This window comes from Hymenobacter segetis (assembly GCF_054776495.1).
The window spans coordinates 812479-833947 of record NZ_BAAHBV010000003.1 but is presented as its reverse complement, the minus strand read 5'-3'; the positions used below and the strand labels follow the sequence as shown (position 1 = coordinate 833947).

Here is a 21469-nt window from a genome sequence, read left to right as displayed (position 1 = left end):
CCTCACTCAAGCTGTCCCAACCGATTGCAACGCCCTAGTCGCTCCAGTAGCATTATAGCCGAATACTAGCCTAGCGGCGTTTTTTAGTCGATTTGGCCGGGGTTTTGGCGCGTGCCTGCTGGGCCAGCTTGGCTTTTTGCTCGGCGATTTTTGCTTCCAGCCGCTCCTGCTGCCGCCAGTATAGCAAGGGCATCCAGCAGGCCATCGCCACCATGAAAATCCAGTAGTTGCGCATCAGGTCGTTGAACAGCAACGTCTGGTAAATGCCAATAACCATGGCCACTACGCCCACGGCAAAGAGCACGGTGCGCAGCAAGTCTTTATCAAATTTCATGGGAGTTGCGGTTTATGGGCCGTTAGCGGGCGGGCGCGGGCGCTGTCACGGCCTGGGGCGCGGCAAACACGCCGGTGGGCCGGGTAATCTTGTACCGCGAGAAATTCTGGTTGGCCTTCAGGCCATAGCCGGTCAGGTATTCCGTAGGCGTGGTGACTTTCACAAACATGGCCGAATCAGTGTAAATCAGCTGCTTGGTCTTGTCAAAGAACAGCTCCTCGGTGTCCATGTTCTGCTGTTCGGGCACGTTCATCACGTGTACCTTGCCGCGCATGATGTAGAGGTTCTTGCCCTTATCGGATTTGCCGTAATTGGCTTTCAGCGTATTGATGACGTTCTTTTTGCCATCGGCCGAGTAGAACGTGACCAGCATGCCCTTGGGGTAGATGATATCGCCGTTCTCGAACTGCTGCTCCAGTGGGGCCGTCAGTTGAAACTTCAGCTTGGCCGAGTCGCTCACCAGCGTCAGTACGTTGGTGGTTTCCATCAGCGGGCCGGTGTAGACCTGCATGGGGCCGGTGGCGGCTTTTTTTTCGCAGCTAGCCAAGGCCAGTGCGGCCAGCATTGCCCCCACTCCTGCCGCGTGCCACGATGCTTTCACTTAGATATTGGTTAGATATTCTCCGCCTTATTGCAGGCGACGCTTGATAAACCACCGGTTGTTGAGCGTGATGCCCAACTGGCCGCGGATGTAGTTTTCCTGCACGTTGCTGCTGCCCGTGGTGCCGCCCACCAATTCCGTATTGCCACGCACGCCGTAGGTAAAGGCCAGGCTGATAGTAGTAGCCTCCAGCGGAGTAGCGGTGGGCAGCGGGAAGCCGAAGCCCCAGCTCACCGACCGGTCGTAGAGCATTTTGCCGCCCGGCTGGTATGGCAGCTGTGCCAGCGAGATGCCGGCCCGGTACGATACCCGCTGGAAGTAATGCTCCACCGAACCCGGGTCAGGACTAATTTCCCCGCCCAGCCCGAAACGCATGGTATTGCTCAGCACCGGGCCCGTGGAGTTGAAGCTCCGGAATTTCGACCACTCCTGCTGGGCCACATCCAGGTTCAGGCTCCAGTTCTTGTCATTGTCGAAGCTGATGCCGGCCTGGGCCAGTGCGGGCACAAACGTGCTGCCGCGGCCGTCGCTCACAATCGTAGCCGCGCTCACGAGCGTGCCGTTGGTATCCTCCCGCTCCTGGGTATTGGTTTGCTGCCCGTTGAGGTTGTGCGCGAAGCTGTAGACGCCGCCCACGTTCATATTGAGGTCTTTGCCGAGCTTCTGGCGGTAGTGTGCGCCGGCCCGGAAGGCGAAATCCGAATAGCGGGTGTGCTGGCGGTCCACCGCTTTTTCCAGCGTATTGTTGGTGCTGTTGGTCACCACCACGGTGGTCCCCGACGTTTCATCCACCACGCCAAACACGTAGGAGGCCGTGAAGCCCAGCGTCAGGGCCTTCGTGATGCGAACCCCCTGACCCAGATAGGCCTCCGAAACGCCGCCCGTGCCTTTCAGCTGCGTGAGCGACTGTGCCGGCTGCCCGGTGGGGGTGTTTATCACGTCCCGCACGATGTTCGATTCGTAATCCACCGCGCTGAGCGGTTTCAGGCCCACGGCCGCGCCCCACTTCGTGCTCAACGGTACCGACATGGCAAAATAGCCCAACGTACCATTGCCGGTGCGGCTGGAGGCGCTGGCATTTTTCACCGTTTTGTATTGCCCGCTGTAGCCGGCCTCAAACGTGGTCCGGCCGGTGTAGTACAGCATAGCCGGGTTCAACTCATTCACGTTGACAGCGTTGGGCGCAGCCAGCCCAACGCCGCCCATGCCCATCTGGCGCACGCCGCCAGTGTTGGCGTTGTATTCGCCCAGGCCGATGCGCGAGTACGGCGAGTTGCCGAGGCCCTGCGCCTGTGCGCTGCCAACTGCCACTACCGCCAGGCTTGCCAGCACCAAACGCTTCATCTCTTTATTTGTCAACATGATAAACTAAAATCCGATTAAGACCAAGCAGCACCAGCTCGGGAACTACAAAGATACGAGCCGGGAGCCGGGCCGCCAGAAACGCGGCATCGCCCCCGGTCAGCAATACCCCAATGCCGGGGTGTCGCTGTTGATATTGAGCCACTAAGCCGTTGATTTCGGCCACCGTGCCATTCACTACACCGCTCAGCAGGCTCCCGGTAGTGGAGTCGCCCACCAGCGGAATCGTTGCATCGGCGGCGGGCAATTCCAGCAACGGCAGCCGCCCCGTGAAGGTGTGCAGCGCCCGCAGCCGCATGGCCAACCCCGGCGCAATGCTACCGCCGTGGTAAGTGCCGTCGGCCGTCACGAGGTCGAATTTCAGCGCCGTGCCCGCGTCGATGATGAGCGTATCCTGGCCCGGCCGCAGCCCGGCCGCACCCACGGCAGCCGCCAGCCGGTCGGCCCCCAGCGTGTGGGGCGTGGCGTAGGCATTGCGCAAGGGCACGGGCGTGGTGCCGGGGCTGAAACCAAGCACCTGGCCCGGCACCAAATCCTGCAATTCCTCCACGGCCAGCACTGCCGCCTCCGCCACCGAGGCCACGATGACGTGCAGCGGCTGCCAGCGTTGCACCAGCTCCCGCACGGAGGCTGGCGTGAGGCCGGCCAGCATTTCTCGCATCAGCGGGCCATCGAAGCAGCCCGCCTTCACGGCCGTATTGCCAATGTCCAGAACCAGAGTCCGCATCAGGTCAGTGTTGAATGAAAAGAACGTCAGGCAGAGCGAAGCCGCAGCATCGTTCTACCTGACGTTCTATGTCAATTTATTCGACAAACCCTTACAGGAAGTATTTCATGCGAATAACCTCCTGCTCGCTCAGGAAGCGCCATTTGCCACGCGGCAAGTCCTTCTTGGTGAGGCCAGCGTACTGCACGCGGTCCAGGGCTACCACTTCGTAGCCGAGGTGCTCGAAAATGCGGCGCACGATGCGGTTACGGCCAATGTGGATTTCAATGCCCACAAAGTGCGCGTTGCCCGCCACCACGGCCACGTCATCAACAATGGCTTTGCCGTCTTCCAGCTCCAGGCCTTCGGCAATCTTGCGCAGGTCTTCTTCGGCCAAAGGCTGGCTGAGCTCTACCTGGTAAATTTTCTTGTTCTTGTGCGAAGGGTGCGAGAGCTTCTGAGCCACTTCGCCGTCGTTGGTAAAGAGCAGCAGGCCGGTGGTGTTCCGGTCGAGGCGACCCACCGGGAAGATACGCTCCTTGGAGGCGCTGGCCACCAGGTCCATCACCGTGCGGCGGCCCTCCGGGTCCTCCGTGGTCGTGATGAAGTCCTTGGGCTTGTTCAGCAGCACGTACACCGATTTCTCGCGGTTGAGGTTGGTTTTGCCGTACTGTACGGTGTCCTCGGGCAGCACTTTGTAGCCCATCTCGGTCACCACTTCGCCGTTGACCTTGATTTCACCGGCCGCAATCAGCGCATCCGCTTCGCGGCGCGAGCAAATGCCTGCGTTGGCGATGTAGCGATTCAGGCGCGTCTCGTCGGGGTTGGAATCTTCTTCCTCTTCACGACGGCGCTTGTTGCCGCGGGTTTTGTCGTTTTCGTAGTGCTTCAGGTTCTTGTAGTCGGGAGCCTCGCCGGGGCGCTCGCCGAAGCGGGGCTTGTCGGCGCGGTTCTCCTGCACCGTGGGGCGGGCGGGACGGGGCTTGTCCACGCTGGCACCATAGCCAGTGCCCGAGCGGCGCACGCTGCGCTCCTGAGCTTTCAGGGCTTCGCGGCGCTCGGCAAAGCTGCCGGGAGCCGGCGTCCAGCGCTCGGTGCTACGCTTTTCGTAGCCACCGGGGCGCTCGCCGGTGCTGCGGCCCGAGGCGGGCGCACCATCGCGGCGGCCAAACGCACCGGGCGTGAACTTGCGGCCAAACGCGGCCTGGTCGGCGCGGTAGTCGGCATTGCCGGCATCGGCGCGCTCGATGTTGGCATCGCGGCGCTCATTGCGCTCGCCACGCTCCTCGCGGGGCTGGGGCGGGTTGGCCTCAAACGGGCGGGCCGAGCGGATGGGCCGGTTCGGACCGCGCTCGTCGCTCCGGCTTTCGCTGCGGTCGAAGTTCTCCGTTTCACGGGGATTGCTGCGGCCAAAGCTGCCACCGCTGCGTGGGGCGCGGTCTTCGGCCGGCGCGTAGGGGTTGCTCTTCTGGAATTTGCGGTTGCGCTCGCCGGGCTCGCCCCGGGGCACGGCCTTTTCGCCGTCGCGGCGGTAGGGCTGGCCATTCCAGTTCTCCTTGGGCTGGTACTCGCGAATGGGGCGGGCATCGGCCGACTGGTTGCGCTGCTCGCCACGGTCGACGCCGTAGTTGCGGGGCTCGGCGCTGCGGCCGTAGCTGGTGCCGGTGCGCTGCTCCTTGCCCAAACGGGGCCGCTCGTCGCGGCGCTCGAAGGGACGGTCATTGCCGAAGCTTTTGCCGCCACCAAAGCTCTTATTGCCGCCGCCGAAACCGCTGCCACCTTCGCGCTGGCCGCCGCCGTAGCTACTGCCATAAGGGCGCTTCTCACCACCGCCGTCAAATTTCTTCCCGCCACCAAAGGCTCCGCCCGATGGGCGGCCAAACGCGCCACCAGTCGCGGGGCGACCAAATGCGCCATTCGAAGCCGGACGGCCGTTGCCGTAGGCTGGGCGGTCGCCATTGCGTGCACCACGGTCACTGCCGTAGCCGCCGCGGTCACTGCCGCCACGCTCGTTACTGTTGCTACGGCCGGCGCTACCGCCACCAAAGCCGCCAGGACCGCCGGCACTGCGGCCGCCGCGACGGTCCGCTTTATCTTCTGAAAAATGTTTCTTGCCCATGGGGAGAAAAGTTGCGTGCCGTATCGCTACGGTACAGGTTAAAAAAAGGTCGGCATTAAGAAGCCGGCAGTCAGAAGGGGGTCAACAACATCAACCCAAATAAAATTCTGACCACCGGCTACTTAATGCCGACTACCAAAAAAGCTACGGCTTAGTCGCGCCGGGCCATTTTGGCTTCAATAGAATGCTGGGTGTGGGGCACGGCCCGCAGGCGCTCCTTGGGGATGAGCTTGCCCGTACCGATGCACACGCCGTAAGTACCGTTTTTGATGCGAACCTGGGCGTTTTCGAGCTGCTGGATGAACTTCATCTGGCGCGAAGCCAGCTGGTTCATGCTCTCCTTCTCGGCCGTTTCGGCGCCATCCTCCAATACTTTGGCCGAAGAGGCCGTGGTGTCGGTGCCCGAGTCGTTGCTGCGGTTCAGGGTTTCTTTAATGAAAGACAGTTCCTTGCGGGCCGCTGTCAGTTTTTCCTGGATAATCTGGTCGAACTCATTCAAGTCCTCCCGCGAATAGCGAATGTTGTCGTCGTTCATTTTTTGAGAAAAAAGGACTGCTAGAGAAAGTTAAGAAATTGTCATCTGTAACTACCGCGCAACGCCAACGGCTGCTAATTGGTTTGGCAAGTCAAAAAAGCCTTTATTAACACCAATCCAAGCCCTTGGATGCTTGATTTTGCGGGTGCAAAGTTACGCGGTTCGGCGCGCTTTTCCTCCGAATGCTAAAAGCCCAGCATTTGGATGGCTGCCACAGCAGCTTCCACGCCCTTATTGCCGTGCTTTCCGCCAGTCCGGTCCCAGGCCTGCTCCAGCGTATTCGTCGTCACCAACCCAAAAATAACGGGCTTGTTGAACTTCAGGCCAACCTGGGTGATGCCCTGCGCCACCGCGTGGCAGATGTAGTCGTCGTGCTTGGTTTCGCCCTGAATGACCACGCCCAGACAGATAACCGCATCAATCTCCTCGTGCTGGGCCAGAAACTGCGCCCCCAGTGTCAGCTCGAAGCTGCCGGGCACGCTGTTGCGGTAGATGTTGTCGGCCACGGCCCCGTGCTTTATCAAGGTATCGTAAGCCCCGGCGCTTAGGATGTCGGTTATCTCGCGGTTCCAATCGGCCACTACTAGACCAAACCGTTTGTTGCTGATGTCGATGAACGTAGAAGCGTCGTATTCGCTCAGGTTTTGCAAAGAAGTTGCCATATCGCGGTTTTCGTTCGGAAAAGTTTTTTTGTACAAAGGCATTGCGCAGCCGTGCCAGTAAGCCGGAAGTGCCGCGATGGTTTGTGTTTCCCTTGATTTAAGTAAAAAAATTGCGCTTCCTCAAAGATGAGAAAGCGCAATCAATAGTTGTGATGCCTGCCCGAGTTGGCAGCTCACGCAGCTTATTTCTCCAGCTTGGCTTTGTACTGGCGGGCTTCCGCTACTTCCTGGGCTGTGGGGTACTCGGTGATGATGCGGTCGTAGGCTTTCACCGCGCCTTCGTCGTCCTTGGCCAGCTCGCGGGCCGTGCCTTCTTTCAGCAAGTAGCCGGGCGAGAAGAATTCGTTGGCGTTGTGCTCGGCAGCTTTGGCGTATAGGTCGGCGGCTTCCTTGGGCTTGTTCAGTTCCAGCTGCGCATCGCCCATGAGCGAGTAGGCGCGGCTTTGCACGAGGTAATCGTCCGAGCTGAAATCTTCCAGGTAATCGAGAGCGGCTTTGTAGTCACCCTTCTTCAGCGAAGCCACGCCGGCGTAGAAGTTGGCGAGGTTGCCAGCCTTCGTGCTGCCGTACTCATTAGCCACGGTGGTCAGGCCGGGAGCCTTGCCGTCGCCTTTGATGGCTTTGTTCAGCGAGTCAGCCTCCCAGTTGTTCACAGCGCGGAACATGCTGGCCTGGGCCTTCGAATCCTGCTGGTTGCGCCAGGTGTAGTAGCCGAAGCCACCTACCACGGCCAGCACCACCACGGCCAGAATGCCCAGCAGCAGGCTGCGGTTGTTGCGCACGAAATCCTCGGATTCGGCCAGGCGAGCGGCCAGAGCATCCGGGTCTTCCAATAGTGGGTTTTCGGACGGCACAAATTCTTCAGCCGGGGCCAGCGGGTCGGCGGGCACGTTGGTCGGCTGGTTGGCTTGCCCCTGGCGGGCCTGCTGGCTCTTGCCAGTGTACGGAATCTTCGACATTACAATGGGTATTGCTACGGCGGCCCGCAAGCAGGCCGGGGGCCTGGGGCCCGGTTAATTAGTCGTGGATGTAGGGATAATCGGCCTGCACGTACACGTCCTTGTACAGTTCGTCGGGCGTGGGGTAGGGCGAGTTTTCGGCAAATTCAACCGACTCCTGCACCGCGGCCTTGATGCGCTCATCAATGGCTTCGAGGTCGGCTTCGGTGGCGAAGTTGTTCGTCAGAATGGTGTGACGCACGCCCTCGATTGCATCGCGGTGGCGGTAGTCTTCCAGCTCTTCTTTGGTGCGGTACTTGGCGGGGTCGCTCATCGAGTGGCCCTTGTAGCGGTAGGTCTTGAACTCAAGCAGCGTGGGGCCTTCGCCGGCGCGGGCGCGCTCGGCGGCACGGGCCACAGCCTCGTGCACATCCTCAACGCGCATGCCGTTCACAGGCTCGGAGGGCATGTCGTAGCTCAGGCCAATTTTGTAGAGGTCCGTCACGTTCGACGTGCGAGCCACCGACGTGCCCATGGCGTAGCCGTTGTTCTCAATCACGAAGATGACCGGCAGCTTCCACAGCATGGCCATGTTGAAGGCCTCGTGCAGGGCACCTTGCCGCACCGCGCCATCGCCCATCGAGCAGATGCAAAGCTTGCCCGTCTTGTTATACTTCTCGGCGAAGGCAATGCCCGCGCCCATCGGCACCTGGCCGCCCACGATGCCGTGGCCGCCCATGAAACCAACTTCCTTATCGAACATGTGCATCGAACCACCCTTGCCTTTCGAACAGCCGGTGGCTTTGGCAAACAGCTCGGCCATCACGGCATTGGGCGAGGTGCCCAGGGCCAGCGGATGGGCGTGGTCGCGGTAAGCGGTGATGTATTTATCGCCCTTTTCCAGAGCCGATACCTGCCCGGCCACACAGGCCTCCTGGCCGATGTAGAGGTGGCAGAAGCCTTTGATTTTCTGCTGACCGTACAACTGCCCTGCCTTGTCCTCAAACTTGCGCATGAGCTGCATTTGCTCGTACCACTGCAGGTACGTTTCCTTCGGGAACGTAGCCGTGGAGGCGGGCACAGTCGTAGCCGAACCTGACGCAGCCGCCGTGGGCTTGTCGGTTCCGGGCATGACGGGGTCGGGCTGGGCCACGGTGGTTACACCGTTGCTCTTTCCTTTGGCAGCTTTGGCGGCTGAACCATTGGTAGCCTTCGAGGCCGTCGGTTTTTTAGAAGCAGCTTTTACTTTCGTATCCGCCATAGCACTTTTAAGGAAAGAATAATTCGCGTTGGGAGGGCGAAATTACGTAAAACTGCTGGCAAATCCGCACCTTATGACTCTTGACTCCCTCCAGCTTCTTTTTTTTAAAAATTACGACGACGCCGCGCTTCGTTTATCGCCCGGCCTCAATTGCTTCATCGGGGATAATGGGAGCGGCAAAACCAACTTATTGGACGCAATTCACTACTTATCGCTGACCAAGAGTGCCATTACCGCTTCTGACGCCCTTTGCATCAAGCAAGATGCTGATTTCTTTGTAGTTAAGGGCGTTTTTTCTTCAAATAACACTTCTGACAAAGAAACCATTCAGGTAAGCCTCCGTCAGGGCCAGAAAAAGACCGTCACGCACGATAAGCAGGCCTATGAGCGCATGGCCGACCACATTGGCCGCTACCCCGCCGTGCTTATTTCGCCCTACGACACGGACCTGATTCGCCAGGGCAGCGAGGAGCGGCGCAAGTATTTCGACAGCCTCATGGCTCAACTCGACCATGAGTTTCTGGAGCAGCTCATCTCCTATAACTCCTTGCTGCGCCAGCGCAATGCCGTGCTCAAACAAGGTGGGCATAGCAATGCCCACGGCTTCGACCGCGACTACCTGCTGGCCATTGATGAGCAGCTTGCGCCATTGGGCCAGCAGCTCACGGCGCTACGCGAGGCTTTTCTCATCGACTACCTTCCCATCTTTCAGCGGCACTACGAGCAGTTGGCCGACGGCCGCGAGCAGGTCATGCTCACCTACAAAAGCCAGTTGGTCGGGGCCGACTTTGCCCAGCTGCTGCGCCTGAACGAGCGCAAAGACTTCGTGCTGCAACGCAGCACCATTGGCTCGCACCGCGACGACTTTGTCTTTGTGATGAATGACCAGCCCGTGAAGAGCCACGCCTCCCAGGGCCAGCAGAAGTCGTTTGCTATTGCGCTCAAGCTGGCCCAATTTGAGTTGCTGGCAGCCAAGCAGCAGAAAAAGCCCCTGCTCCTACTCGACGACATCTTCGACCGCCTCGATGATAAGCGCATTGCCCGCCTGCTAGAGCTGGTTGCCGATGAGACTTTCGGTCAGGTTTTTCTGACTGATACCAACTTGGAGCGCACCGACCAGGCCCTGGCCCGGGTGACCGTTCCCATCCTCCGATTTCGGGTGCAGAATGGCACCGTGGCACCCGTTTAGGCACCACACGGCAGTACCTTTGCAGGCCCTCAACCGGCATCCTTTCGCTGGTTGAAGTTGCCCATCAGCTCCGTGAAAAAACCCTCCGCTCCTTCTCGCTCCGGCGATATTATTCCGCTCAAGGAAGGCCTCGAAGCATTGGTCCGGGCTTACCGTCTTCAGGGCAAGTTGAACGAGGTAACGGTGGTATCGAGTTGGGAGCGGGTGATGGGCAAAGCCGTGGCTTTGAAAACCCAGGAGGTCTACGTGAACAAGGGCCGGCTCTTCGTGCGGCTCAGCTCCGCGCCACTCAAGCACGAGCTGCTTATGGCAAAGACACGCGTAGCCGAACTCATCAATGCGGAGGTTGGAGCAACGGTGGTAACGGAGGTCATCTTCCTCTAACTGTCCCGTTCTGAATCAAAGCTGAGGTGCGTAACTGAGCAGGAAAGTTGCCCGGCATTTCCGATGCCGCGTTGCAAAACTTCGTTGATGCACGGCGGACAAAATGCTTGTTTGCCCTTGGCCGTTTGCATCCCAATACCCCCCTGCTTTTTTATTCAGGCGCTTTATCTAAAACGCCCAAAGAAACGTGTCAGGACAAAAATGTTTCACGTGGAACATTTTTGTCACTTCGGCCCATACACTTTTAGCAGTAGCTCATTGTAGGCTTCCAGAAGCGCTATGTACTTAATCTGAAGGGCTAAAAGCTGTTTAGACAGGTCGGCATCGGCATTAAGTGTCTGCGTTACACGCGGCGTAACAATATTTGTAACGGCTGGTTTTGGAACAGATGTTACGAATGATAAAACAGATTGTTGTGTAACCGTAAAATCATTTGAAAAATCATGATTAATGATTTCGCCAATTCTTTTTACAAAGCTGTAATCAATTGTTTCATCCTTGAATTTACGGTAGATGGTTGGACGTGTAATACCCAATTCCTCGACAATGCGAGTGATTGAAATACCACTGTTTTTGATGGCTTCTTGAAGGATTTCGCCCTGATGTGGCATATAAAGAGTGTTGCGTAACGCTGATGCAAATATGTATAATGTAACCTAATTAAACAAATGGGGGCGAACAATAATTACACCTGTAACGATGACAAACTGTTTAAACAACACTGTTACATCGTCACGAAACACATGATACAAGGCTTACAATTACACGTTACAAATCATATTTGTAATGCAAGCGTTGCTACTCCTTGATACATCACCCAAGTATTGCTCAAGGCTTGCTAGAGCGAAGCTGAGCACAAAACACTGCCGCCAACCAGGCCGGGCCGATGTTAGTCGGTTGTCAAAGTCAAAAAATGGTTGGGGTAATCAGTCGTTATTCCATCGACGCCGAGTGCGATTAGGTTTATCATATCGGACGGTTGGTTTACGGTCCATGGTACAAGCCGGAGGCCGGGATACCGGCTACGCAACTCCTGCACCGCCGCTGCTGTAACAGTAGTAAAATCGGGACCTAGTGTGGTGGGCACGAAACCCAGCTCCTGGATGCTGGCATCCCAGGGTTGGTCGGCTTCGAGGAGCAGGCAGGTGGCCAGGTCGGGTTGGTACTGATGGACGAGCCGAAGAATCCGCGGGTCGAAGCAGAGCACGGTGGTGCGGGCTGCAACCTGTGCCTTATTGATTTCAGCCAGGACCAATGACAGGAATTCTTCGGGGGCTGGCTGGAAGACATTATCATCGGCCGGGCTGCTTTTTATTTCGATGGCATACCGGATTGATGAATGGCCGGCGGGGCGGATGAAGGCCTCGCTAGCAGCTAGCACTTCGCTGAGCAGAGGCTTATATGCCGGCTCTGAAATCTGCTCGGGAAAGGCCGGATGACGCCGCAGACCGCAATCGCAGCGGCGAATGGTGGTGTAGGGCATCTGGTAGAGATTGAAGCGCGGAGAAGGGCTGTTTTCGATGATTTGACCCTCAGGAGCGAGGCAAATGGCCGGATTGAGCCAGGGCTCGTGCGAGACGACGACCTGATGGTCGGCAGAGATAACCACGTCCATTTCCAGCACATCGACGCCCAGCGCGAGGGCGTGCAGAAATGCAGGTAAGGTATTCTCGGGGCGTAGGCCCCGGCAGCCACGATGGCCGTGGAGTTCCGGAAATCGGGGGTGAGGAGAAACGGGCATGGAATAGGAGCTAAAGGGCATGATTAAGGAGCGGGAAGAGCAATGGGCCAAGCCATGCGGGCCGCTAATGCAGCACGGTGTTCGCTACGTGGTTTGGGCTAATTTTGTAGCTCATCCTAACCGTTTACGATTTCATGAAAAAACTACTGCTACTTGTTGTGTTGCTAGCCCTCGCAGCCGGCGGGTACTATTACTACCGAAGCCTGAAGCAGGGCCCGAGTGGCGCACTGGTTTCGGCCGCCGCCGCGGTGCAGACGCACGACATGGCGATGTTTGAGAAGTACGTCGATGTGAACAGCGTGACTACCCACCTCGTGGATGATGTGGCACAGCAGAGCTCGGCCTTGACTTCGCTGCTGCCCGGCGGCAGCCTGGTGATGGGTGGAGCCATGCGGCTGCTGAAGCCTGCCCTGGCCAAGGCCGCGCATCAGGAAGTGCAGCGCTATGTGGAAACGGGCTCGCTGGAAGCGGCGGCGGCAGCGGCTCCGAAGCGTATGGTGAACATCTCGCTCACGGGACTGGCCAGCAAAGTTGTGAGCCCGGAGAGCGAGTTTAAAGGCATCAAATACACCCGGGAGGAGGGCGACAATGCTTTCGTGGGCCTGGAGGTGACGCAGCCCAAATACGACACCACGATGGTGGTGGAAGTGAAGATGCGCCGCCAGGGCGACCATTGGCAGCTGACGCAGATTACGAACAGCGGCGAGTTGCTGCGTGGCGTGGCACGGCTGGAGAAGAAGCGGCTGCTGAATTAGATTAACTGGCGTTTTCAGGAATGCTTTAGAAACGAAAATGCCCCGGCCAGATGGTCGGGGCATTTTCGTTTCTAAAGCATCGGTGGAGGCTACACGATGCCGGTGTTTGACTTGCCGCGACCGGCGAAGATGTAGTAGATGATGAGGCCGCCCAAGGGGAAGATGAAAATGATGACGGCCCACAGCAGCTTTTTGCCAATAGTCCAGGGCTGACGGAATACGTCGAGCATAGCTATGATATCGAGGGCAAGCAGGACGTAGCCCCATGTGGCCAAGCTGCCATCGTTGTTGAAGCGGCTGCACGAGGTGGCCAGCAACATCAGCGGGAGAAGAAGGGCCGCGAGCGGGAGGCGGGAGGTGTAATGACGAAGGGTACGCATGACAGGGGAAACAAGGTGAAAGAATGTGTCTGAGTTTCCCTTACGCAATGGGTTTCAAATAAGATATGAGAATTCGATTTTTTTAATGTTAATTAATTGGTAATCAACTATTTAAACCAATAAATCGACTGATTTGGCGAACAAACTCAATACCAGCAGCAGGCATGAATAGCAACGTGAGTACCACGCCGTAGATGGCGCCATAGAAGTGGGCATCGTGATTGATATTGTCTCCCCGGCGGCGGCCCTGATAGTAGGAATAGGCCAGGTAGAGGAAGCCGAAAATGAAGCCGGGGATGCCTACCGGGATGAACATCATGTAGATTTTGTTCAGCGGCGAGTAGATGACGCCGGCGAAAAGCACGGAGGCTACGCCGCCCGAGGCCCCGAGGCTGCCGTAATTGCGGTCGTCGCGGTGGCGGAAATAGGTGGGGATATCGGATACCACGATGCCGCCTAGGTAGAGCAGCAGGAAGCGCCAGATGCCGCCCATGGCCCCGAAGCCATCGAGGCCGGGCGCGCCGGTGCCGTTGGCCAACACGTCGAGTACGAGTTGCCCGAAGGAGTAGAAGGCAATCATGTTGAAGAGCAGGTGGCCCCAGTCGGCGTGCAGGAAGCCGGAGGTGAGGAAGCGGTACCACTGGCTGTTGTCGCGGGCCATGCGGTAGGGGCGCAATATCCAGGACTCCATGAGGTCGTGATTGGACCAGGCGTAGGCGGAAACGAGGACCGTGAGGCCGACGAGTATCAGGATGGGGTTGAACACTGAGGGGTTAGTTTTCGCGGTCCATGAGCTGGAGTGCGAGGCGGTGAAGGGGTTCTTTGCGGGCTGCGGGGGCCGCTACGCGCTCCAGATGCTGCAAGGCATCCTGGAAGTAGTCGTTGATGAGAACTTCCGTCTGGGGGCGAATTTCGAGCTCGTCGTAGATGGCGCGCACGGCCTGCACTTTGGCTTCGGCATCGACTACGGGCTGGCCGATGTGCTGGGCCAGGGTGGTTTGCTGGGCGGCGTTGGCCTGGGCTTGGGCGGATAGCAGGAGGAAGGTTTTCTTGTCGGAGATGATGTCGCCGCCCACGCGCTTGCCGAAGGTGGCGGCGTCGCCATACACGTCGAGCAGGTCGTCGCGCAGCTGGAAGGCCAGGCCGATGTCGGTACCGAACTGGCGCAGGTGCTCGGCATCTTCTTCGGAAGCGCCGGCGAGGCGGGCGCCCAGCTCCAGGCAGAAGCCAAGGAGGACGGCCGTTTTCAGGCGAATCATGTCCAGGTATTGGGCGATGCTGACCTGGGGCTCGGTTTCGAAATTCATGTCCCACTGCTGGCCTTCGCAGACCTCAGCGGCCGTCTGGCTGAAGCGGGCGAGGATGCGGGGGAGCAGCGCGGGCGGCACTTCCAGGAACAGCTCATAGGCCCGCACCAGCATCACGTCGCCGGAGAGGATGGCGACGTTGGGGTTCCACTTTTCGTGCACGGTGGCCTGGCCGCGGCGCAGGGGCGCCTGGTCCATCAGGTCGTCGTGGAGGAGGGTGAAATTGTGGAAGACTTCGGTGGCCAGGGCGGGCTTGAGGATGCCGCTGAGGTCGTCGGTGAAGAGGTGGGCGCCAAGCAGCGTGAGCAGCGGCCGGATGCGCTTGCCGCCCAAACCCATGATGTAGCGAATGGGGGCGTAGAGGGTATCGGGGGCTTGGCCGTAGTCGAGTTGGGCGAGGGCGGCAGTGATGTTAGCGGGGAAGTCGGCTGGGGTCATAGGTGGTGCAAAGAACGGGGGCATCTGTCATTGCGAGTGAAGCGCAGCGGAACGCGGCAATCCGTCCTCTCAAAGCCAGATGCCTGATAAAGCGACAAGCCCCGGTTCTGGTTAGAACCGGGGCTTGTCGAGCTTTGGTTTGGAGCTCCTCATTGTTCGTGCATCGCTGCCCCGCTATTAGCACAATAAATCCAGTAGCCAAGGTGCAAGAGAAAGGCAAGCGCGAAGAACATATCGGCTTTTTCAGGCCTGCCTTTCCGGAGGACTACGGTCGCCAGGAAGATGCTGAAAAGGTGCACAAGCAGCAAGAAACCGGACAGCATCATCCCGAAGAAGATGGAATCATCATTGAAGTACTCCCGCCCATGTTCACCGTAGTGCAACTTGTATGCTGAGTTGAGAAACGTCAGATACAATAAGCCGATTGAGGAGAAAGCGTACTTGATAAATCGCAGCATTGGGCTGTGGAATTACTGATAAAATTAAATAACAAGCCCCGACTCTGGGTGGAGTCGAGGCTTATCACATCTCGGGGTTGGTCGCATTGGGAGGAAAGATTGCCGCGGTCCGCTGCGCTCCCCTCGCAATGACAGGCGACGGCTAGCGGCGCTTGTTGCCCTTGTGCCCCCCCTTGCTGTGACCCTTGCCGCCGCTGTGGTCGCGGTAGCCGCGGGGCTCGCTGCTGCGCTGTTTGCGCTCGTCGGCTTCGCGCTTTTTCACGAAGTCGGGACGGTCGTCGACCAACTCGAAGTCGATGGTGCGGTCGAGGAGGTTGGCGGATTTTACGACTACCATCATCTCATCGCCGAACTGGATGATGCGCTTGTTGCGGCGGCCCACGATGCGGTAGTTGTCCTTGTCGAGCTCGTACTCGTCGCCGGGAATGTCGCTGATGCGGACCATGCCCTCGCACTTGTTCTCCTCGATTTCGATGTACATGCCGCGCTCGGTGAGGCCCGATACGACGCCCTTGAAAGTGTTGCCAATTTCATCGGCCATGAACTCGACCTGCTTGAATTTGATGCTGGCGCGCTCGGCGTTGGCCGCTAGTTTCTCACGGGCCGAGGAGTGCTTGCACTCTTCTTCCACAGGCTCGACGGCCACGTTCTTGCCGCCGAGCAGGTAGTGCTCTAGCAGGCGGTGGGCCATCATGTCGGGGTAGCGGCGGATGGGCGAGGTGAAGTGCGAGTAGTGGTCGAAGGCCAGGCCGAAATGGCCGAGCGGCTCGGTGGTGTAGATGGCCTTGCTCATGGTGCGAATGGCCAGGCCCTGCAGCACGTTTTGCTCGGGCTTGCCCATCACCTCGGAGCTGAGGTTGTTGAGCTCGGTGCTGATTTTCTTCGGGTTTTCGAGCTTGAGCTTGTAGCCGAATTTCTGGGCGAAGAGGGCGAAGGTCTGGAGGCGTTCGGGCTCGGGCGCGTCGTGGGTGCGGTACACCATGGTGAAGCGCGGCTTGGTCTTTTTGAGGTTGAACACGAACTCGGCCACCTTGCGGTTGGCCAGCAGCATGAACTCCTCAATCATCTTGTGGGCATCCTTGCGCTCCTTCACGTACACGCCGAGCGGCTTGCCGTGCTCATCCAGCCGGAACTTCACTTCCTGGGTTTCGAAGGTGATGGCCCCCTGCTTGAAGCGCAGCGCACACAGCTTATGCGCGATGCCGTTCATCAGATTTATCTCCTCGGCGTAGTCGCCCTCCTTCCTTTCGATGCGCTCCTGCGCCTCCTCATAGCTGAAGCGGCGGTCGGAGTGAATGATGGTTTTGCCGAACCACGATTCGTAGAGCTTGCCGTTTTCATCCAGCTCGAACACGGCCGAAAAGGTGAGCTTGTCCTCGTTCGGGCGCAGCGAGCAGAGGCCGTTGGAGAGGCGCTCGGGCAGCATCGGAATCACGCGGTCGACGAGGTAAACCGAGGTGGCGCGGTGCTTGCCCTCGCGCTCCAGCTCGGTGCCGGGGCGCACGTAGTGGGTGACGTCGGCGATGTGCACACCGATTTCCCAATGGCCGTTTTCCAGCTTCCGGATGCTCAGGGCATCGTCGAAATCCTTGGCGTCGGCGGGGTCGATGGTGAAAGTGGTGATGTTGCGGAAGTCGCGGCGGCGGGCAATCTCATCCTCCGCAATCACCTCGCTGATGCCTTCCGATTCCTCCTCCACTTCCGAGGGGAATTCGAAGGGCAAGCCGAACTCGGCCATGATGGCGTTTATCTCGGCCTCGTTGCCGCCGGCCGCGCCGAAGTTGCGGATGACCTCGCCCACCGGCTGCCGGCTGCTGTCCTCCGGAAACTCGTTGATGCGGACCAGCACCTTGTCGCCGTTGCGCGACTCGTGCAGCAAATGCGGCGGCACGAACACGTCGAAATACACCTTGCGGTTGTCCGGCTTCACGAAGCCGAGCGTGCCCTGAATCTGGATGCGGCCCACGATTTCGGGGCGCACCCGCTTGAGGACTTCCACCACGTCGCCCATCGGGCGGCCGTCGCGGGAGCCGCTACGCAGGCGCACCCGCACCACGTCGCCCTGCAGGGCAAACTTGAGCTGGTCGGTGAACACGCGGATGTCGTCGGATTCGCCCGTGCCCTCCGGCACCACGAAGGCGAAGTTGGGCGTGGCCAAATCGACGGTGCCGATGACGGTGTTCGACGGGGCGCGCTCGGGGCGGTCGTCGCCGTCCACGTAGTCGAAGCCAGCCGAGCGGCGGCGGTGCACAATGGGGTCCTGGCCGAACTCGGCCTGCACCGAACGGTTGCGGGGCGGGGCAATGGGCGAGTCGCCTTTTTTGGTTGATTTTTTGGCGCTGGACGGCATCAAAGCTGCCGCTACGGCGTCCGCATCGGCGAGGCGGTATTCGTCGTTTTGGAGCAGCGTAATGAGGCCGTTTTTGCGCAGCACCTTGATGTGGGCAAAAATCTCCTCGCGCTGGCCCTTTGTCGTGACGCCGAGGCGGCGCGAGAGCTGGCGGTAGGCGAGAACTTTGGTGGGGTTGTCGGCGAAGACGCGCAGGACTTGGTCTTGGGTGATGGCCGCGGGTTCGGGCTTTTCGCGCTTGGCGCGGGGAGCCTTGGGGTTTTCGGGGGTATTCATTTGGGGTAAAAGTGGCCGCCGAAAAGTGGTTTGGTCGCAGGCGGCGAGAGCGGAAAAATGAGTGGCTGGCTGGGCCGCGCCGCATAGTGAAACGCGGGCCGGGCCGGGAGGTTGTAGCGTGGACTCTGCGAGTCCGCGCGGGATTGGGATTGACGCAGTAGCAGCCAGCATCTGGAGCTTCATCAGCGCTGCTCAAGTAGCGTCTGGCGGCGCAAGGTATTGAGGCAAGCGCGGAGTAGCGCGAGTGCTGTAGCGTGGACTCTGCGAGTCCGCGCTTGGGCGAACGATATACCGCCCGACGATGCGCGGACTCGCAGAGTCCACGCTACAGCTACGCCCGGCTGGCTACGGCGGCTTCGATGTCGGCCAGGCTGTCCTTCGGGATGGCGGCTAGCAAGCCTTGGGTGTATTCGTGTTGGGGAGCGGCGTAGATGGCCGCCGCCGGGCCGCTCTCCACGATGCGGCCCTGGTGCATGACCAGCAGCCGGTCGCTCATAAACCGGGCCACGGACAGGTCGTGCGTGATGAACAGATAGGTGATGCCGAACTCACGTTTGAGGTCGTTGAGCAGGTTCAGGACCTGCGCCTGCACCGAGACGTCGAGGGCCGAAACCGACTCGTCGCAGACAATCAATTTGGGCTGCAAGGCCAGCGCCCGGGCAATGCAGATGCGCTGCCGCTGCCCGCCGCTGAACTCGTGCGGGTAGCGCTGGAAATGCTCATCGCGCAGCCCCACGGTGCGCAGCAGCTCCAGCACTCGGGCCTTTTGCTGCTGGCGAGTGCCGCCCACGTTATGCACGCGCATCGGCTCCCAGATGGCCTCGCCCACGGTCAGCATCGGATTCAGCGCGGCGTAGGGGTCCTGAAACACCAGCTGCAAATCGCGCCGACGGCGGCGCAGGTCCCCGCTCGACAGCTTCGCCAAATCGGTTCCTTCAAACAGGATGCTGCCCGCCGTTGGTTCCGTGAGGCGGAGCAGGGCCCGGCCCAGCGTGGTCTTGCCGCAGCCCGACTCGCCCACGAGGCCGATGGTTTCGCCGGGGTAGAGCGTGAAGCTGACATCGTCCACGGCCCGCACGTAGTCGGTGGCGCGGCGGAAGAAGCCCTTGCGAAGCGGGAAGTAGACCTGCAGGTTTTGAACCTGGAGAAGCGGCTCAGAACCGTTGGACGCGGCGGCCCCGACGGGCGCGGCAACGGGTCCCGGAGTAAGCCCGGCAGGGCGTGGAACATCCTCCAAAATGCCATGTTCCACGGGGAACGTTTTGGCGGTTTCGCTTTTATCGTGTAACTGCTGGGCCTCCACTTCGGGCGAAGATTCCGCAAGTGCCTCATCTGGCAGCGGAAGCACGGGCGCGGGCTGGGCCAAAAGTTGCCCGCTGGCGTCTTCCCGCATGAAATCAGCCACCACGGGGAGGCGTTTTTTGCCCACCGAGAGGCGCGGACGGCACGCCAACAGGCCTTTTGTGTACGGATGTTGCGGATTTGAAAAAATATCCAGCACCCTCCCCTGTTCCACGACCTTGCCCCGGTACATCACCAGAATGCGGTCGGCGATTTCGGCCACCACGCCGAGGTCGTGGGTGATGAAGAGGACGGCCGTGTTGTGCTGGCGGCGCAGGTCGTCAATCAGGCGTAGCATGCGGGCCTGCACCGTCACATCGAGGGCCGTGGTGGGCTCGTCGGCGATGAGCAGGGCCGGGCGGCAGGCCATGGCCATGGCAATCATGACGCGCTGCTTCTGGCCACCCGAGATTTCGTGCGGGTAGCTGCCGAAAATGGCTTCGGGGCGCGGCAGCTGCGCCTCGGTGAATAGCTCGATGGTGCGGGCCTTGGCAGCGGCCTCGCTGAGGTCGGTGTGGAGGCGCAGGGCTTCCACCACCTGGCTACCGCAGGTGTACACGGGGTTCAGCGAGGTCATCGGCTCCTGGAAAATCATGCCGATGTCGTTGCCGCGCACCTGGCGCAGGTCGGTTTCGGAGAGTTTCAGCAGGTCGGTCTGGCCCAGCTTTTCGGACTGGAAGAGGGCCTGGCCGCTGGCAATGCGGCCGGGCGGCATCGGAATCAGCCCCAGCAGCGCCAGCGACGTCACGGATTTGCCCGAGCCGGATTCGCCCACTATGGCCAGCGTTTCGCCCCGGTGCAGCTCAAACGACACGTTGTCCACGGCCCGCACGTCGCCGCGGTGGCTGGAGAAGTCAATGGTGAGGTTGGAAACGGTGAGCAGCGGGTTGGGCACGGAGGGAGTTATGGGTAACGGTTGGGGGTGGTTTTGAGCGGCTGTAGGCTGTTTTGAGCTATTTAGGTACGCAAGAACGTCAATACACAAGAACGGTCATGCTGAGCGCAGCCGAAGCATCTCTACCGAACGATGTCCCTAATCAGGCTTCTTTACGCCTGCCGGATAAATATTCTTTTCATCAAAAGGGTCGAAATACGGCTCAAGACCTTCTGCGATTATCCGTCCAGGCTCATAACGTCTGCCTGTTTTGTCAATAAGGTAGGGAAAACAATAGATTCCGACCCAATAAATATTGGGGTTCAGAAATTGAAAATTGATATGTGCTTCCGTTATAAAATCCGTGTCGAACCCATTTGCGAGTAACTCTTTGTCAATTATCGTTTTCAAGTTCTTCGCATGAAGAACCAACGGATAAAGATTTAATTCGGCGGGCTCAAAAGAGGCTTCCAGAACATTGAGAGAGGCGTTTGTTAGATTCAGCTTTCTTGCTGCATGCAACAACCAATCACCCATATAGCCGCAGCTATAGAACCTCTCAGTTCCAAAGAAACTTTGAGTGATGTTGTGGGGAATCCCATTTAAATTTCTCCACTTAGCCATAGAGTATGAGGTCTTTGCAACGAAGCGGTAGAGATGCTTCGACTGCGCTCAGCATGACGTTCAAAGATTCCACCGTCTGCCCCTCCCCTGCTACGCCAGCTTCTCAGCATCGGCAGCGACTAGGGGCTGGGGCTCGTTGGGAGCGGCGGCGGGCTGCGATTCGTTGAAAAAGCGGCTTTGGTTGAGCAGAATCAAGGCGACGCCGATGAAGATGGAGGAATCGGCGATGTTGAAGATGGGGAAACCGTTGCTGTACGAGCCGCCGATGAGGGGCCAGGATTTGGGGAAATAACCCACGTACAGTGGCACGAAAATCATGTCGATGACCTGGCCGTAGAACCAGCGCGTAGGCGAGCCTATAGGGGCATTATTGTAGATAATTCCGTAGAAAATCGAGTCAATCAGGTTGCCGACCGCGCCGCCGAGGATGAGGGCCATACAGGCGATGTAGCCGGCCGCCACGCGCTGGCGGCAGAGGCGAATAATGTAGTAAATCAGCCCGCCCACGGCCAGCATGCGGAAGCCGGTGAGCACCAGCTTGCCGTAGGGCGCGGGCAGCTCGGCCCCGAAGGCCATGCCGGGGTTCAGCGTGTAGGTGAGCTTGGCCCACTGGCCGAAAATCGGAATCTCACCAGCCGAACCGAGCTGCATGTAGGTGTGCACCAAATACTTCGATAGCTGGTCGATGGCAATGATGAACAGGGCCAGCAGGAAGAATTTAGCCGCAGAATGCTGGCGGGTGGTGAGCGTTGGGTGCATTTTGGAGGGTGCCCGGGGGCAGAATTGGCGGGCAAAAGAGAACACAAAAGAACGTCATGCAGAGCGTAGCGAAGC

At 59.2% G+C, this 21469-nt stretch carries 22 protein-coding genes; 3 read left to right on the top strand and 19 right to left on the bottom strand.

Features of this window, described 5'->3' with window-relative positions; all coding sequences use genetic code 11:
* Nucleotides 1-70 precede the first annotated feature (70 nt).
* From ACYU70_RS20325 to pdhA, 9 genes are all read right to left on the bottom strand, one after another.
* Nucleotides 71-334: a hypothetical protein gene (locus ACYU70_RS20325; RefSeq protein WP_342296033.1), complete on the bottom strand. Its 264-nt coding sequence runs from the start codon at nt 332-334 to the stop codon at nt 71-73.
* Nucleotides 335-356: 22 nt separating this feature from the next.
* A complete protein-coding gene (lptC, locus tag ACYU70_RS20320) occupies nt 357-935 on the bottom strand; it encodes an LPS export ABC transporter periplasmic protein LptC (RefSeq protein WP_342296034.1) in 579 nt (192 codons plus the stop codon).
* A 27-nt stretch (nt 936-962) separates the two neighbouring features.
* On the bottom strand, nt 963-2297 hold the full coding sequence (locus ACYU70_RS20315; RefSeq protein WP_342296035.1) for a hypothetical protein: 1335 nt from the start codon (nt 2295-2297) through the stop codon (nt 963-965).
* Nucleotides 2284-3024, bottom strand: a complete 741-nt coding sequence (locus tag ACYU70_RS20310) for a type III pantothenate kinase (RefSeq protein WP_342296036.1) — start codon at nt 3022-3024, stop codon at nt 2284-2286. The genes ACYU70_RS20315 and ACYU70_RS20310 overlap by 14 nt, the downstream gene beginning before the upstream one ends.
* A gap of 91 nt (nt 3025-3115) precedes the next feature.
* Nucleotides 3116-5122, bottom strand: a complete 2007-nt coding sequence (locus ACYU70_RS20305) for a pseudouridine synthase (RefSeq protein ID WP_342296037.1) — start codon at nt 5120-5122, stop codon at nt 3116-3118.
* 151 nt (nt 5123-5273) lie between these two features.
* A complete protein-coding gene (locus tag ACYU70_RS20300; protein ID WP_198069582.1) occupies nt 5274-5657 on the bottom strand; it encodes a TraR/DksA family transcriptional regulator in 384 nt (127 codons plus the stop codon).
* 185 nt (nt 5658-5842) lie between these two features.
* Complete coding sequence (gene ribH / locus ACYU70_RS20295) at nt 5843-6319, bottom strand: 6,7-dimethyl-8-ribityllumazine synthase (RefSeq protein WP_342296038.1); 477 nt, start codon at nt 6317-6319, stop codon at nt 5843-5845.
* A 182-nt stretch (nt 6320-6501) separates the two neighbouring features.
* Nucleotides 6502-7278, bottom strand: a complete 777-nt coding sequence (locus ACYU70_RS20290; RefSeq protein ID WP_342296039.1) for a tetratricopeptide repeat protein — start codon at nt 7276-7278, stop codon at nt 6502-6504.
* 58 nt (nt 7279-7336) lie between these two features.
* Nucleotides 7337-8389, bottom strand: coding sequence for a pyruvate dehydrogenase (acetyl-transferring) E1 component subunit alpha (gene pdhA / locus ACYU70_RS20285; RefSeq protein ID WP_425293316.1), 1053 nt, complete (start codon nt 8387-8389; stop codon nt 7337-7339).
* A 202-nt stretch (nt 8390-8591) separates the two neighbouring features.
* On the opposite strand from pdhA, the gene recF reads away from it, so the two are divergent.
* Together recF and ACYU70_RS20275 are read left to right on the top strand one after the other, a co-directional pair.
* Entirely contained in the window at nt 8592-9707 is a 1116-nt protein-coding gene (gene recF / locus ACYU70_RS20280) for a DNA replication/repair protein RecF (protein WP_342296042.1), read from the top strand.
* A 72-nt stretch (nt 9708-9779) separates the two neighbouring features.
* Nucleotides 9780-10091 carry a DciA family protein gene (locus tag ACYU70_RS20275; protein WP_342296044.1) on the top strand — a complete coding sequence of 104 codons (312 nt, stop codon included), beginning with the start codon at nt 9780-9782 and terminating at the stop codon, nt 10089-10091.
* A gap of 224 nt (nt 10092-10315) precedes the next feature.
* Here ACYU70_RS20275 and ACYU70_RS20270 read toward each other — a convergent pair whose 3' ends face one another.
* Together ACYU70_RS20270 and ACYU70_RS20265 are read right to left on the bottom strand one after the other, a co-directional pair.
* Nucleotides 10316-10702, bottom strand: a complete 387-nt coding sequence (locus ACYU70_RS20270) for a helix-turn-helix domain-containing protein (protein ID WP_342296046.1) — start codon at nt 10700-10702, stop codon at nt 10316-10318.
* A gap of 278 nt (nt 10703-10980) precedes the next feature.
* Nucleotides 10981-11832, bottom strand: coding sequence for a glycerophosphodiester phosphodiesterase family protein (locus tag ACYU70_RS20265; RefSeq protein WP_342296047.1), 852 nt, complete (start codon nt 11830-11832; stop codon nt 10981-10983).
* 134 nt (nt 11833-11966) lie between these two features.
* On the opposite strand from ACYU70_RS20265, the gene ACYU70_RS20260 reads away from it, so the two are divergent.
* Entirely contained in the window at nt 11967-12587 is a 621-nt protein-coding gene (locus ACYU70_RS20260) for a hypothetical protein (RefSeq protein ID WP_342296048.1), read from the top strand.
* 89 nt (nt 12588-12676) lie between these two features.
* On the opposite strand, the gene ACYU70_RS20255 is transcribed toward ACYU70_RS20260, so the two are convergent.
* The 8 genes from ACYU70_RS20255 to ACYU70_RS20220 all read right to left on the bottom strand — a co-directional run bounded on the left by ACYU70_RS20255 (nt 12677) and on the right by ACYU70_RS20220 (nt 21394).
* Entirely contained in the window at nt 12677-12967 is a 291-nt protein-coding gene (locus ACYU70_RS20255; RefSeq protein WP_342296049.1) for a PLD nuclease N-terminal domain-containing protein, read from the bottom strand.
* 103 nt (nt 12968-13070) lie between these two features.
* Nucleotides 13071-13733: a rhomboid family intramembrane serine protease gene (locus ACYU70_RS20250; protein WP_342296051.1), complete on the bottom strand. Its 663-nt coding sequence runs from the start codon at nt 13731-13733 to the stop codon at nt 13071-13073.
* A gap of 7 nt (nt 13734-13740) precedes the next feature.
* Nucleotides 13741-14712, bottom strand: a complete 972-nt coding sequence (locus tag ACYU70_RS20245) for a polyprenyl synthetase family protein (protein WP_342296053.1) — start codon at nt 14710-14712, stop codon at nt 13741-13743.
* A gap of 149 nt (nt 14713-14861) precedes the next feature.
* Complete coding sequence (locus ACYU70_RS20240) at nt 14862-15170, bottom strand: hypothetical protein (RefSeq protein ID WP_342296055.1); 309 nt, start codon at nt 15168-15170, stop codon at nt 14862-14864.
* A gap of 142 nt (nt 15171-15312) precedes the next feature.
* On the bottom strand, nt 15313-17796 hold the full coding sequence (gene rnr / locus ACYU70_RS20235; RefSeq protein WP_342296057.1) for a ribonuclease R: 2484 nt from the start codon (nt 17794-17796) through the stop codon (nt 15313-15315).
* A 331-nt stretch (nt 17797-18127) separates the two neighbouring features.
* Nucleotides 18128-20032 carry an ABC transporter ATP-binding protein gene (locus ACYU70_RS20230; protein ID WP_342296058.1) on the bottom strand — a complete coding sequence of 635 codons (1905 nt, stop codon included), beginning with the start codon at nt 20030-20032 and terminating at the stop codon, nt 18128-18130.
* 138 nt (nt 20033-20170) lie between these two features.
* Entirely contained in the window at nt 20171-20635 is a 465-nt protein-coding gene (locus ACYU70_RS20225; protein WP_342296060.1) for a hypothetical protein, read from the bottom strand.
* 90 nt (nt 20636-20725) lie between these two features.
* Nucleotides 20726-21394 carry a lipoprotein signal peptidase gene (locus ACYU70_RS20220; RefSeq protein WP_342296061.1) on the bottom strand — a complete coding sequence of 223 codons (669 nt, stop codon included), beginning with the start codon at nt 21392-21394 and terminating at the stop codon, nt 20726-20728.
* Nucleotides 21395-21469: the final 75 nt, after the last annotated feature.

Coding starts and splice junctions, on each gene's coding strand:
- ACYU70_RS20305 (WP_342296037.1), bottom strand. CDS start 5,122: ATGGGCAAGAAACATTTTTCAGAAGATAAAGCGGACCGTCGCGGCGGC.
- ACYU70_RS20255 (WP_342296049.1), bottom strand. CDS start 12,967: ATGCGTACCCTTCGTCATTACACCTCCCGCCTCCCGCTCGCGGCCCTT.
- pdhA (WP_425293316.1), bottom strand. CDS start 8,389: ATGCCCGGAACCGACAAGCCCACGGCGGCTGCGTCAGGTTCGGCTACG.
- ACYU70_RS20220 (WP_342296061.1), bottom strand. CDS start 21,394: ATGCACCCAACGCTCACCACCCGCCAGCATTCTGCGGCTAAATTCTTC.
- ACYU70_RS20245 (WP_342296053.1), bottom strand. CDS start 14,712: ATGACCCCAGCCGACTTCCCCGCTAACATCACTGCCGCCCTCGCCCAA.
- ACYU70_RS20270 (WP_342296046.1), bottom strand. CDS start 10,702: ATGCCACATCAGGGCGAAATCCTTCAAGAAGCCATCAAAAACAGTGGT.
- ACYU70_RS20265 (WP_342296047.1), bottom strand. CDS start 11,832: ATGCCCGTTTCTCCTCACCCCCGATTTCCGGAACTCCACGGCCATCGT.
- ACYU70_RS20290 (WP_342296039.1), bottom strand. CDS start 7,278: ATGTCGAAGATTCCGTACACTGGCAAGAGCCAGCAGGCCCGCCAGGGG.
- ACYU70_RS20315 (WP_342296035.1), bottom strand. CDS start 2,297: ATGTTGACAAATAAAGAGATGAAGCGTTTGGTGCTGGCAAGCCTGGCG.
- ACYU70_RS20240 (WP_342296055.1), bottom strand. CDS start 15,170: ATGCTGCGATTTATCAAGTACGCTTTCTCCTCAATCGGCTTATTGTAT.
- ACYU70_RS20225 (WP_342296060.1), bottom strand. CDS start 20,635: ATGGCTAAGTGGAGAAATTTAAATGGGATTCCCCACAACATCACTCAA.
- ACYU70_RS20260 (WP_342296048.1), top strand. CDS start 11,967: ATGAAAAAACTACTGCTACTTGTTGTGTTGCTAGCCCTCGCAGCCGGC.
- rnr (WP_342296057.1), bottom strand. CDS start 17,796: ATGAATACCCCCGAAAACCCCAAGGCTCCCCGCGCCAAGCGCGAAAAG.
- ACYU70_RS20300 (WP_198069582.1), bottom strand. CDS start 5,657: ATGAACGACGACAACATTCGCTATTCGCGGGAGGACTTGAATGAGTTC.
- ACYU70_RS20310 (WP_342296036.1), bottom strand. CDS start 3,024: ATGCGGACTCTGGTTCTGGACATTGGCAATACGGCCGTGAAGGCGGGC.
- recF (WP_342296042.1), top strand. CDS start 8,592: ATGACTCTTGACTCCCTCCAGCTTCTTTTTTTTAAAAATTACGACGAC.
- ACYU70_RS20325 (WP_342296033.1), bottom strand. CDS start 334: ATGAAATTTGATAAAGACTTGCTGCGCACCGTGCTCTTTGCCGTGGGC.
- ribH (WP_342296038.1), bottom strand. CDS start 6,319: ATGGCAACTTCTTTGCAAAACCTGAGCGAATACGACGCTTCTACGTTC.